The sequence below is a fragment of the Cytobacillus dafuensis genome (genome assembly GCF_007995155.1).
In the GTDB taxonomy this organism is placed as follows: domain Bacteria; phylum Bacillota; class Bacilli; order Bacillales; family Cytobacillaceae; genus Cytobacillus; species Cytobacillus dafuensis.
Genome location: NZ_CP042593.1, coordinates 1992574 through 2005696, shown reverse-complemented (window position 1 = coordinate 2005696; position 13123 = coordinate 1992574). Strand labels below are relative to the sequence as shown.

The 13123-nt window shown below is 35.3% G+C and carries 14 protein-coding genes; all 14 read right to left on the bottom strand.

The genetic code is table 11. From position 1 onward, the window contains the following. Nucleotides 1-84 precede the first annotated feature (84 nt). Nucleotides 85-996, bottom strand: coding sequence for an RluA family pseudouridine synthase (locus tag FSZ17_RS09500; RefSeq protein WP_057769711.1), 912 nt, complete (start codon nucleotides 994-996; stop codon nucleotides 85-87). Beyond that, nucleotides 968-1486: a signal peptidase II gene (gene lspA / locus FSZ17_RS09495; protein ID WP_082625183.1), complete on the bottom strand. Its 519-nt coding sequence runs from the start codon at nucleotides 1484-1486 to the stop codon at nucleotides 968-970. Before lspA ends, FSZ17_RS09500 begins: the two co-directional genes overlap by 29 nt. A 106-nt stretch (nucleotides 1487-1592) precedes the next feature. Beyond that, nucleotides 1593-1880 carry a hypothetical protein gene (locus tag FSZ17_RS09490; protein ID WP_057769708.1) on the bottom strand — a complete coding sequence of 96 codons (288 nt, stop codon included), beginning with the start codon at nucleotides 1878-1880 and terminating at the stop codon, nucleotides 1593-1595. A gap of 405 nt (nucleotides 1881-2285) precedes the next feature. Next, the gene (ileS, locus tag FSZ17_RS09485) at nucleotides 2286-5057 is read right to left on the bottom strand and encodes an isoleucine--tRNA ligase (protein WP_057769705.1); all 2772 of its coding nucleotides are present in this window, start codon (nucleotides 5055-5057) and stop codon (nucleotides 2286-2288) included. Between the two features lie 674 nt (nucleotides 5058-5731). Continuing rightward, on the bottom strand, nucleotides 5732-6247 hold the full coding sequence (locus tag FSZ17_RS09480) for a DivIVA domain-containing protein (protein WP_057769701.1): 516 nt from the start codon (nucleotides 6245-6247) through the stop codon (nucleotides 5732-5734). Nucleotides 6248-6361: 114 nt separating this feature from the next. After that, nucleotides 6362-7135, bottom strand: coding sequence for a YlmH family RNA-binding protein (locus tag FSZ17_RS09475; protein ID WP_057769699.1), 774 nt, complete (start codon nucleotides 7133-7135; stop codon nucleotides 6362-6364). Nucleotides 7136-7245: 110 nt separating this feature from the next. Beyond that, nucleotides 7246-7509, bottom strand: coding sequence for a YggT family protein (locus FSZ17_RS09470; RefSeq protein ID WP_057769697.1), 264 nt, complete (start codon nucleotides 7507-7509; stop codon nucleotides 7246-7248). Nucleotides 7510-7515: 6 nt separating this feature from the next. Further along, a complete protein-coding gene (locus tag FSZ17_RS09465) occupies nucleotides 7516-7968 on the bottom strand; it encodes a cell division protein SepF (RefSeq protein WP_057769696.1) in 453 nt (150 codons plus the stop codon). Between the two features lie 5 nt (nucleotides 7969-7973). Continuing rightward, a complete protein-coding gene (locus tag FSZ17_RS09460; RefSeq protein WP_057769694.1) occupies nucleotides 7974-8666 on the bottom strand; it encodes a YggS family pyridoxal phosphate-dependent enzyme in 693 nt (230 codons plus the stop codon). Next, the gene (pgeF, locus tag FSZ17_RS09455) at nucleotides 8667-9494 is read right to left on the bottom strand and encodes a peptidoglycan editing factor PgeF (protein ID WP_057769692.1); all 828 of its coding nucleotides are present in this window, start codon (nucleotides 9492-9494) and stop codon (nucleotides 8667-8669) included. It lies immediately after the preceding gene. 162 nt (nucleotides 9495-9656) lie between these two features. Beyond that, nucleotides 9657-9917, bottom strand: a complete 261-nt coding sequence (locus tag FSZ17_RS09450; RefSeq protein WP_057769690.1) for a YlmC/YmxH family sporulation protein — start codon at nucleotides 9915-9917, stop codon at nucleotides 9657-9659. 191 nt (nucleotides 9918-10108) lie between these two features. Further along, the gene (gene sigG / locus FSZ17_RS09445) at nucleotides 10109-10888 is read right to left on the bottom strand and encodes an RNA polymerase sporulation sigma factor SigG (RefSeq protein ID WP_057769688.1); all 780 of its coding nucleotides are present in this window, start codon (nucleotides 10886-10888) and stop codon (nucleotides 10109-10111) included. Between the two features lie 206 nt (nucleotides 10889-11094). Next, nucleotides 11095-11814: an RNA polymerase sporulation sigma factor SigE gene (gene sigE / locus FSZ17_RS09440; RefSeq protein WP_057769686.1), complete on the bottom strand. Its 720-nt coding sequence runs from the start codon at nucleotides 11812-11814 to the stop codon at nucleotides 11095-11097. Between the two features lie 64 nt (nucleotides 11815-11878). Further along, nucleotides 11879-12823: a sigma-E processing peptidase SpoIIGA gene (gene spoIIGA, locus FSZ17_RS09435; protein ID WP_057769684.1), complete on the bottom strand. Its 945-nt coding sequence runs from the start codon at nucleotides 12821-12823 to the stop codon at nucleotides 11879-11881. Between the last annotated feature and the right edge of the window lie 300 nt (nucleotides 12824-13123).

The following is a 13123-nucleotide window of genomic DNA, read 5'->3' as shown; positions in this document are numbered from 1 at the left end:
TATCCGCTTCCTTCCCAGCCTCACGGGACTGCTATTAAAGGACTTATTTAACTATAGCAATTTTATTGCATATTTAGCCGCATGTCAATGGTTAATTTTTAGCTGCTCGAGTAGTTGCTCAAAATATGCAGGCAATGGTGCTTCGAATTCCAAATAGTCTCCTGATCTTGGATGTATAAAGCCTAATACGCCTGCGTGTAAGGCTTGTCCACCTAATTCAAGTGTTTTTCTTGGACCGTATTTTGGATCTCCTACTAGGGGGTAACCGATATATTTCATATGTACACGTATTTGATGTGTTCGACCCGTTTCTAGTTGGCATTCAATATAGGTAAAATCATTAAAACGCTCGAGAACTTGAAAATGAGTTACAGCTTTTTTCCCATTGTCAGATACTGCCATGCTCTGTCTGTCCTTTTGATCACGTGCGATTGGCGCATCAATCGTTCCGTAGTCATGTGGAATCACACCATGTACAATTGCTTTGTATTTTCTTGTTACTGATTTTTCTACTAATTGATTGACAAGACTTTCATGAGCAAGATCATTTTTTGCTACCATTAATAATCCTGAAGTATCCTTGTCAATCCGATGAACGATGCCAGGTCTCATGACACCATTAATTCCAGATAAATCCTTACAGTGTGCCATCAATCCATTAACAAGTGTTCCAGTTAAATGACCTGGTGCAGGATGAACAACCATCCCTTTTGGTTTATTTACGACTAAAACATCATGATCCTCATAATAAATTTCTAAATTCATTTCTTCCGGAACTACATCTAATTCTTCCGGTTCAGGAATATTGATAACGATTTGATCATTGATGCTACACTTATAATTAGTTTTAATTTTTTGTCCATTAACGAGAACATTCTCGTCTTTAATCCACTGCTGAACTTGAGTTCTAGACCATTCCTCATTCAATGCTGAGAGGACTTTATCTATTCTTTCACCCACTTGTTCCTCAGGAATGATGTGTTCCATTTTCTCCATTAGATTTCTCCTTTTTCAATGCTCTCTCTTCCAGGAGCATTTGTATCATCAGCATTCCCACGCCGATTACTAAAGCAGAGTCAGCAATATTAAAGATAGGGAAATTATAGCCAAAAGGATACGTGTCAATAAAATCCACTACTTCTTGACGATAAACCCGATCTATAAAATTACCAATGGCTCCTCCAAGCATGAAGCCTAAAGAGACACCTAAAAGCCACTTTCCCTTTGCTGCCTTTTGAATATAATAAATAATCCCAATAACTACAATAATGGTGATGATATAAAAAAACCACATTCGACCTTCTAATATTCCCCATGCTGCACCCTTATTACGATGGGAGGTAATATAAAGGAAGTTATCAATCACTTCAATGCTTTCGCCTAATTCTAAATTCTTTACGATTAGCCATTTAGTAAATTGGTCAAGAGCAATAATAAATAAGGCAATTATGTAAAAAAACACAAAGGTAACCTCCAAACTCTTCATTGTATTACCTTTGCATTTTAGCACATTCTATTTAAAAAACACAGTTTTACGAAAAACAGTTGCAATTACAATTAAGAAAACTAAAAAATCTAATGATAAGCTTAACTTAATCAAATAATGCCTTTCGAAAATAACCATCTATTTTGAAGCAATCATCTAATGTTTTTATTGTAGGCACCATTTCCAATAGTTCTTCAGGTATTAGTTCCCCTGATATTTCACATTTACCATAAAGACCCATTTCAATTTTATTTAATGTGTCTTCAATATCTGAAAGCTCTTCTTGAATAATTGGTCTGATAAGTGATGATGCATCTTTATACTCTAGTCTTTCAATAAGTTCCTGTCTAATTTTACGGAGTTCTGAATAAAGGGCTTCTGCTTTTGCATCCATTTAAGATCCTCCGTTCTTATTTGTTTCTAACTATTATCTCCGTACAATTTAATTAAAATCTGAGTAAGTTTTTACAATGGGAACAACAATTTACGGACATGGAAATAAAGAAAACTCGCAGATTGGTGAGCCTTGGAAAGGCGAAGACAGAGGCGTAGTTGCACTTATCGCGCTCATATATGCCACGTCCTCCCAAAAGCTTCTCTTTTGGTCGTGCGATGTATCTCTGACGAAGCTTTCCTTGTCCTGTGGCATTCGCCCGACTAGGACATCCTGTCCGTCGTACTTAATTCCTAAATTGGCAACTGCGTCGAATCATCTTCTGCGCTGTCAATTTATACTTTCTTAATGTAGAACTAAAAATCAAAAAAATAAACCCCTGCAAAAATACAGGGGCTTTGTCAATTAAACTAAGTGACTATAATGACTTTTTACAACTTCAGCGCAACGTGGACATAAAGTTTCAAATTCATTTACTTGACCAACTTCAGGTGTAACAACCCAGCAGCGCTCACATGTTTCTCCTTCAGCTTTTGAAATTACGATGGCAGTATTTTCAAACTTGAGTGCATCCTTAGGTGCATCCTCATATTTGCCTGCGACTTCAAATGCAGAAATAATAAAGAGCTGTTGAACATTTTCTTCAATTGAATCAAGTAAGCTCTTAGCATTTTCATTCACATACATCGTAACTTTAGCAGTTAATGATTTACCAATAACCTTTTCATTACGTGCTTCTTCTAATGCTTTTAATACATCATCACGAAGCTTCATGAAGGAAGTCCACTTCTCTTCAATCTCTTTTGATTTTGGAAGTTCTTTAAATTTAGGCATGTCTGTAAGCTGAACACTTTCATCTGTCACAGAAGGGATTGAATTCCAAACCTCATCTGCTGTGTGGGAAAGAATCGGTGCAACTAGTTTTGTCAATGAAATTAAACATTCATACAGAACCGTTTGAATTGCACGGCGGTCAGCGTGATCTTTTCCTTCAATATATAGAATATCTTTTGCAAAATCCAAGTAAAAGGCACTTAAATCAAGTGTACAGAAATTGTTTACTGCATGGTAAATATCAGAGAATGCATAATTTTCGTATGCTTGACGAACTTGCTTAATTAATTTATTTAATTTGACAAGCATAAATTGGTCAACTTCACGTAAACTCTCGTAAGCAACCATATCTTTTGCAGGATCAAAATCTGCAAGATTTCCAAGCAAGAATCGGAAAGTATTTCGGATTTTACGATAGACCTCAGCTACTTGTTTTAAAATGGCATCAGAAACGCGAACATCCGCTTGATAATCTACAGATGAAACCCATAATCTTAAAATGTCTGCACCAAGCTGATCCATCACTTTAGCAGGGACAACGACATTCCCAATCGATTTACTCATCTTTCTGCCTTCTCCATCTAAAACAAAGCCGTGGCTTAAGATACCTTTATATGGTGCTTTTCCTGTGACTGCCACTGCTGTAGACATAGAGGAGTTAAACCATCCTCGATATTGATCAGATCCTTCTAAATAAATATCAGCAGGCCTTTGCAAATCATCACGTTCTAATAATACAGCTTGATGGGAAGACCCAGAATCAAACCACACGTCCATAATATCCGTTTCCTTTGTAAACTTGCCGTTTGGACTACCTGGATGTGTAAATCCTTCTGGAAGTAAATCTTTTGCTTCCTTTTCAAACCAAATATTAGATCCATGCTCACGGAACATGTTAGAAACATGATCAATTGTTTCTTCTGTAATAATTGGATCTCCATTTTCTGCATAAAAGACTGGAATTGGTACACCCCATGCACGCTGTCGGGAAATACACCAATCACCGCGGTCACGAATCATATTATAGAGCCTTGTTTCTCCCCAAGCAGGGACAAATTTTGTCTCATTAACTGCTTCTAAAAGCTCTTTTCGGAAATCCTTAATAGACGCAAACCATTGTGCAGTTGCACGGTAAATAACTGGCTTCTTCGTTCTCCAATCATGCGGATATGAGTGAGTAATGAATGTAAGCTTTAATAACGCACCGGCTTCTTCTAATTTTTCAGTGATCGGTTTATTGGCAGCATCATAGAATAGACCTTCAAAGCCCTCTGCTTCTTTCGTCATATGTCCGCGATCATCGACTGGGCATAATACTTCTAAACCATATTTTTGCCCTACATAAAAATCGTCTTCTCCATGCCCAGGCGCTGTATGAACACAACCAGTACCAGCATCAGTTGTAACGTGTTCACCAAGAACAACTAGAGAATCTCGGTCATAAAGAGGGTGTTTTGCTTGAATATATTCAAGCTCGTTCCCTTTTATTTTTTTCAAAACTTGAGGATGTTCCCAGCCAATTTCCTTAGAAACAGTTTCAAATAAATCCTCAACAACTACATATTTTTGACCTTTTTCTTCAACTACTACATAGAATAGATCAGGGTGGACAGCAATTCCTAGGTTTGCTGGAATTGTCCAAGGAGTAGTTGTCCAGATAATAATTTGTGTATCATTTTCAAGTACATCCTTGCCATCCTTTACTTTAAAGCCTACATAAATGGAAGGTGACTTCTTATCTTTATATTCGATCTCCGCTTCCGCTAATGCAGATTCAGATGAAGGAGACCAATAAACTGGTTTTAAGCCTTTATAAATATATCCTTTTGTAGCCATTTCTCCAAAAACTTTAATTTGCTGGGCCTCATACTCTGGCTTTAATGTGATATAAGGATTTTCCCAGTCTCCTCTTACACCAAGGCGTTTAAATTGTGAACGCTGACTATCAATTTGCTCGTAGGCATACTCCTCACAAAGCTTACGAAACTCAGCAACAGTCATTTCTTTACGATTTACTCCCTTATTTGTAAGTGCCTGCTCAATGGGAAGACCATGTGTATCCCAGCCAGGTACATATGGAGCGTTGAAGCCAGTCATCGATTTATGGCGAACAATAATATCCTTTAAAATTTTATTTAAAGCATGGCCAATATGAATATCACCATTTGCATAAGGAGGTCCATCATGTAATACAAACATCGGACGGCCTTTTGTGCGCTCCTGCACTTTATCGTAAATATTCATTTCTTCCCATTTTGCCTGAATTTCAGGCTCGCGTTTAGGTAAGTTTCCTCGCATTGGAAACTCTGTTTGTGGCATTAATAAGGTATCTTTGTAATCCATTTCAAATCCCTCCCGATTGTTTCACTAGCTTCATAATAGCCATTCTTCTAGTACATAAAACATAAATGGTTTTTTTAAAAAATGGCTATGTTAATTTCCGCTGCAGGCACTAAGCGATCGCGGGCGGTCCGGAAGCCTCCTCGTCGCTATCGCTCCTGCGGGTTCTTCCTTCGACTCGCTTTTCCCGCAGGACATTGAATAAGCTTCCTAGAATAATCACCGCACGAAGAAAATGCGATAGCATTTTCGAGGAGCTCGCGCCTTCCGCTCCAATTAACAACAAAATAGAATTATCAACATTGTGCTTTAACACAGCCAAAAAAATAAAAAAACCTCCTCATCCCAAAAAGGGACGAGAAGGTTATATTTCCCGCGGTACCACCCTTGTAGATAGAAAGACTTAAATCGAATTTCTATCCGCTTAAAACATTCATAACGTGAATGATTCGCCTTTATCTAATAATCCAAATATGGATGTTCAATAAGGAACTCGAGGGTGATCTTCCAAGTTTTCAGCTTATTCGGGCTTTCACCATCCCCGTATCGCTAACAATGCATATTTCTTGAATAACACATTGATTAATAAGCTTCGAGAAAAATGTACTGTCCCTCTCACAGTTACTATTCTTAATTAACTTTGTTTTTAAAATTATATTCGATGTATTCGGCTTTCGTCAAGCTAATGAATCTTCTTCTTGTGCAGATTTTAACTCAGTTGCATCAAGCTTATACGCAAGTAAATGATCCCAATCATCATTATTCAATAAATCTAATTGAGCCTCAATCAGCATTTTAAACCGTGTTCTGAACACCTTCGATTGCTTTTTCAATTCTTCAATTTCAAGAGCAATTTTTCGAGCTTTTGATAATGACTCATTAACAATACGATCAGCATTCTTCTCAGCTTCTTTTATAATTAACTTCGCTTCTTTTTGAGCATTTCTTTTTACTTCTTCAGCTGCTTCTTGTGCTATAACTATTGATTTATTTAGTGTTTCTTCAATATTGTTAAAATGGCCAATTCGTTCGTTTTGGTCATTTAACTTTTCTTCTAATTCCTTTTTTTCACGAATTAAAATTTCATAATCTTTTATCACTTGGTCAAGAAATTCATTTACTTCGTCTTCATCATAGCCGCGGAATCCTTTGCTGAATTCTTTGTTATGAATATCTAACGGTGTTAATGGCATCATGGCCACCTCCCAAAATCAATGTTCAATCATTTATGTATATTATAAAATAAAAAAAGTTTTCTTTCACTCAACAATTCGACAACTTGCACCAAATTCCTGCATTATTAATTATTATTTTTGTTTACCTGCAGTTATTTTCCACTTATCTTTTTTCGTTTTCCCTTCAATTCCAATGAGCTTTGTTCGTCCAAATCCTCTTACTGAAATAATATCACTTTCTCTGCATTCAAATGCTGAATTTTCAATGCTTGTCCAATTGACCTTTACGAGACCATGTTGAATCAGGCTTTGAGATTTCTGCCTTGAAATATTGAAAACAGCTGAAATGACTGTATCTAACCGGAGTGATGATGAAATGACAGATAATTCCACCCAAGAATCAGTTAGTTGAATTGCATTTATTAATGGCAGTTTTTTTAAACTCACGGTTGCTCTGCCAATTGATTCTATTTGAATACTTAAGTACTCTTCAATTTCCTGAGTGACAAAAAATTGGATTCGTTCATCCTGAAAAAGAATGTCACCAAACTTTCCTCGTTTTAATCCAGTCGACATTAAACTGCCAAGCACTTGTGGATGCTCAATCGTAATAAATTTTTTGGGGTAGATCACTTCATATAAAGATATATTAAAATCTTGTTCTTCGCACTGAAAATATTCAGGGAAAATTAGTGCCCTCTTCCTTTCGGCAAAGCTAGTACCGCCAAACAAATTCACTTTCACTTCATGATTACTTCCAATGATGTTATTAACAATTTCCTGTTCCCTCGGGTCTAGAAAATCCGTTAGCTTTGGAGCGTAATCAGCTTCCACTGTATGCTTCCAATTAAGAACCTGATCAATAAATTCCTTTTCTTCAGGACGATAATGCTGATAAATAGTCATCCTAATATTCCCCTTCAAAAAAGCTTAGCGAATATTTACATAAAATTAGCTAATTACATATATGGATTAAAACAAAAAGGGGCCTAAAAAAGCCCTCTTCTGTTCGCAAATTATGCAATCCAGAGAAATAATTGTCTTAATCCACCTGCCGCTAATTTAAGAACAAAAATCGCAACGATAGGTGAAATATCGATCATACCTATCGGAGGAATAATTTTCCTAAAAGGTTCTAAATATGGCTCACATATTCGTGCTAAAAACTGACCAATTGCGGATTCCCGAGCATTTGGGAACCAGGACATTAGAATATAAATGATTAATGCCCAAGAATATATAGAAATAATGGAAGTCAAAACATCATATAAAAAAATCATTAAATTTTACCACCTCGAATTTTCAAAATCTTGTTCTTGCATGATTTGGGAGATATTACCTGAAACCTCAATATTGTCAGGTGTACAGAGAAAAATATCTGTTCCAACTTTTTGGATATCTCCGCCAATCGCATAAACAGTACCGCTTAAAAAGTCAACAATTCTTTTAGCTTGATCCCTATCAATTCTTTGTAAATTAACAACTACAGCCCGTCTGTTTTTTAATTGATCTGCAATATCTTGAGCCTCAGCATATACTCTCGGCTCAACTAAGACTACTTTCGAAGACATTTGAACACTTTGTAGACTGACAATATTATTCTTCTGTGCTTGTTGTTTTTGATGACTTTGTGGTTGCTGTTTTAATTGCTCTGTTTCTTCTTCGATCACTTCCTCTTCCTGATAGTCATAATCATCATCTAGGAAGAAAAATGTTTTAAATTTTGATTTAATGCTCATATCTTTTAACCTCCAATTCCTAAATCTTCTTCACCTACTAATGCTGTCCCAATACGCACCATCGTAGCACCTTCTTCGATTGCAATACGATAATCATTTGACATCCCCATTGAAAGCTCGTTGCACGGTGCATAATCTAGATTTAAGCTTTGGATCTCAGCTTGCAAATCTTTAAGCTTTCGAAAACATGAACGTAAAATCTTTTCATCAGAAGTAAATGGGGCCATCGTCATTAATCCGCAAACACGGATATTTGGGTATTCAATAAGCTGGGAAATAAACTCATTTACCTCATCAGGCTGTATTCCTTGCTTCGTTTCTTCACCGGAAACATTAACCTGGACTAAACATTTTACTTGTTTCTCAGTTCGCTTATTAATTTCTTCTGCAAGTGATAATCTGTCTAAAGAGTGAATATATTCAACTTTATCAATAATATTTTTCACTTTTCTTGTTTGTAATGAACCTATAAAATGCCATATTGGCTTGTCCTTTAACTTTTCCCATTTTTCTAATAGCCCTTCATCTCTATTTTCTCCTAAGTGAACAATCCCTGCATTAAGTGCTTCTATTGCTCTGCTAGTTGAAACATATTTAGTTACGGCTATTATTTTTATATCTTCCATATTGCGTCCAGACTTTTCACATGCTTCTTTAATTTTTAATTGAATTTCCTTTAAATTTTCTACAACTTTCATTTAAGCCTGTAAATCCTCCTTCCAGCCAATAAAACTCATCATTCTTCCAGTTTTCCCTTTATCTCTTCTATGTGAGAAAAAATGATCATTTTGACAGCTGGTGCATAAAGTTGATACTTTAATATTTTTTTCAAAGACTCCAGATTGAATAAGGATTTCTTTATTTAATTGTTTTAGGTCAAGATTATATTGATTCTCACCAATTTGATTATATGGTTTATTATCAATATCTTCTAGTCTATTTTCAATTAATGTAATAACATGATCATCGACTATATAACAGTTATTGCAAATGGAAGGCCCTATCACCACATGAAGTCCTTCTAAATCCATTCCTTCATTTTTAAAGAATTTTACCATTTCCCTTGCAATGCCATTAACAGTCCCTTTCCAGCCTGCATGAGCAGTACCAATTGCTCCTGTATTTTCATGACAAAAGTAGAGAGGAACGCAATCAGCATAGCATAAAGTTAATAAAAGGCCTTTTTCGAAAGTAAAAAAACCATCTGTTCCATTGAACGATTCCTCATAAACAGCCGAGCCTTTACCACCATCGGCTTTTGATACCTTTTGAATGTGAATCTCATGTGTTTGTTCTGCCCCAACCCATGTATCAAGCGGAAAATTTAATAATTTTGCTATTGATTCACGATTTTTCCTAACAGATTCTGATGAATCCTTTACATGAAGACCCAGGTTCATGGAGGAAAAATGATTAATGCTATATCCGCCATTTTTGCTTGTAAAGCCTGCCAATAACCCCGGAAATATTTCAGTCCATTCTTTTATGACAAAATACTCGCTTTTATTCAAAATAAATGGTTCCATTTAACATTCCTCAACTTGTCTAGCGCAAGTAGCCACCCTGACATACAGGACAAGGCAGTTTTTGTCGAAGTTCTTCTTTCAAGTAGCTGCGCATTTCTCATTTTTCTATAGTTTAACACACACGAAGGTGTCTTCACAGTTAAATGAAGTTTTTTTGCACGCTTATTCGACGTCCTTGATCACGCTGTCATCCTTGAATCTTACTAATATGACATCTTCCCCAATTTTTAATATATTTTTCCATGGAATAATGATATCCTCTTCACGGCCAAAAAAACCTAACACTTTGCCATTACCGCCAATAATAACTGCATTTATTTCTCCCGTCTGAACATTAATATCAATATCTCCTATATTTCCAAGCTTCTTTCCATTTGCCACGTTAATGACATCTTTCTGTTGAAATTCTGATATCTTTATCATAGCCTCCCACCTCCGCCATTTTGTCCCTGATTTATATATATGAATTTATTTAATAAATTATCGTTATATGCAGAAAGAAAAAGCTGGATACCCTTCGTATTTCCTGCTAATTAAGTAAAACCTCAATCAGCGTGGGTTTTAAAGCCAGTTAATAAAATAATAAATAAAGCTAAAGCTGCCAAATGGCAGCCTTAGCTTTGAATATTTTTATTCATTTGTTTTATTGCGGCTTTTTCAAGTCTTGATACTTGGGCTTGAGAAATACCGATTTCCTCTGCAACCTCCATTTGGGTTTTCCCTTGAAAAAAGCGCTTTCTTAAAATGAGCTTTTCACGCTCGTTTAACCTTCTCATCCCTTCTTTTAATGCTATTTCCTCGATCCATTGAATATCCTTGTTTTTTTCATCGCTTAATTGGTCCATTACATAAATCGGATCTCCGCCATCATTGTAGATAGGTTCAAACAAAGAAACTGGATCCTGAATGGCATCTAAAGCAAAGACAATTTCCTCATGCGGTACATCTAGCTCCTTAGCGATCTCCGCTGCCGTTGGCTCTCTCGATGTTTTACTCATCAACCGTTCTCTCACTTGCAATGCTTTGTACGCAATATCCCTTAATGAACGAGAGACTCGAATTGGATTATTATCCCTTAAATACCTTCTAATCTCTCCGATAATCATGGGAACAGCATAGGTGGAAAACTTTACGTTTTGACTTAGATCAAAATTATCAATAGATTTCATTAGACCGATACAGCCGACCTGGAATAGGTCATCAACAAATTCACCCCTGTTATTAAAACGCTGAATAACACTGAGAACAAGTCGTAAATTACCATTGACGAGTTTTTCCCGAGCGGTTATATCACCCTTATGCATTTGCTTGAAGAGCTCTCTCATTTCTTCGTTTTTCAAAACTGGAAGCTTTGAAGTATCAACACCGCAAATTTCTACTTTATTTCGAGTCAATCTTTTCCCTCCTCACAGGAGCTGCTGTACAAAAAACAGTATTTCCTTGAGGAGGAAAATTATGCACCTTCATTCGAGCAACTAATATGAGAAAAAAGACAAACTCCATAAATGTAAGCTTTATTTAGCTACTTTTTTATGATAAAAAATTTTTTAATAAAACCATACAAATAAAAAAACTGTGGAACAAGCGTACAAATTATACCCTATACCATTTTATTAAATTCTTTCTTTAATCTTTTAATAATTCTCTTTTCTAACCTAGAGATATACGATTGTGAAATACCTAGCATATCAGCTACATCCTTTTGCGTTTTTTCCTCTCCAGTTCCAAGACCAAACCGAAGCTCCATAATTTGCTTCTCACGATCAGATAATTGATGCAAAGCTTTTGATAATAACTTCTTATCTACATTCGCTTCAAGATCCTTCGTAATAATGTCTTCTTCCGTTCCTAACACATCAGAAAGCAAAAGCTCATTTCCATCCCAATCAATATTTAGAGGTTCATCAAATGAAACTTCTGAGCGAATTTTGTTATTTCTTCTTAAATACATTAATATTTCGTTCTCTATACATCTTGATGCATAAGTGGCAAGTTTTATTTTCTTTTCTGGATTAAAAGTATTAACTGCCTTGATAAGCCCGATTGTGCCAATACTTATTAAATCTTCAATATTAATTCCCGTATTTTCAAACTTCCTTGCAATATAAACGACTAGCCTTAAATTTCTTTCAATTAAAATAGATCTTGCTGCTTTATCCCCATTTGGAAGCTTTTCTAATAAAAGCTCTTCCTCCTCTTTACTTAAAGGAGGAGGCAGTGCTTCGCTTCCACCAATATAGTATACTTCATCTGATTTAAGTCCAAGTTTCATTAATAATTTATACCAATAGTATGATAAGCGAAGTTTTATGCGTTTCAAGATTTGTCCTCCCTCTATATTTCTATTTCAAAAATTACGAGTTATATGCATCTTTAGATTTCGGTCATGCATGCTTTACAAGAATATCGTTTTTCACCTTCTTTATTGTGGTAAGCATTTTAGGATGGACAATACATTGGAATGCATTTTCTGCAGAAAACTGCTGCAGCGAAAATGATACAAGACCTCTCTCCACTTTATATCGTTCATTCTCTTTTTCTATAATAATTTCATCTGGTTTTATTGCTATAATAAGCTGATGTTCTTGTCCAACGACTTTGTATGGAATCACCCTCATTTTATGAACCCATTCTGAAGCTATCTGCTCTTCTCCAAGTATATAATGTTCGGGACTTTGAGCTACTTTTACTAATTCCTCTGGGAAATTTTCTTTCATATCTTTGATTGAAATAAACATCACAGGCATTTTTGTAATCGGGTCATAAAGCTGATTCCCACTATCTACTAACCCATTAAAAATATAAGACTCTCCATTAATTGTAACAATCACTTTGATTAAGGAATCATACTGTATTTTTGTCATTTCAATTTCATCCATTTTTCGCTTAGAAAAATGCCATGCAATTGGAAATCCGAGAAGAACAAACAACCAGCTAATTGGGTCACCAAACCCTTTTACACTTTCAAGAAAAACAGAGGAGGATAACTGGGAATCAAATTTAATAAAATAATGAACGCCAATCATAGATCCGCCAATTAAAAAAGTCGTTAAATAAAAAGTCGTTAGCACTTTAATAAAATATCGTAATCTTTTATATCCAAATGCTATTAATATCATGAAAATAGAAAATAATAATTTTGTTAATGGATGGCCCGAATAGGAATTTAAAGGAGTAACAGATAATAATATAATTACTGAACCAACTAAGCCTCCTGCAAAAAGTCTCCAGATTTTTATATTCCTTTTTAAAATTAACGCGGTTAAATAAAGAAGAAGGCAATCAAATAATAAATTTAATATCCAAATAATATCTAAATAGACCTCCAATCTTCATCCTCCTTATCGATTGGTAGGAACATAATTAGAGCATAGGTAACCGAAATAATAATTTGAATAATATCTAGTTTTATAGCCTATTAATCTGTTAAAAAAAGTATAGCGTACACCATTGTATAAAGTGTGTCACTTTCTGGAACGAAAACTTTAGAAATTTCCACTTTTCTTTTCGTATTTTGTCATTATTTATCTTTTGTTGTTTGAAATCTTCTTTGCTAGTAAATGTGTGATTTAAATCACAATCCAACCTTTTTAAATCACCTATAATTATAGTGACAATAAAGCAAAGGA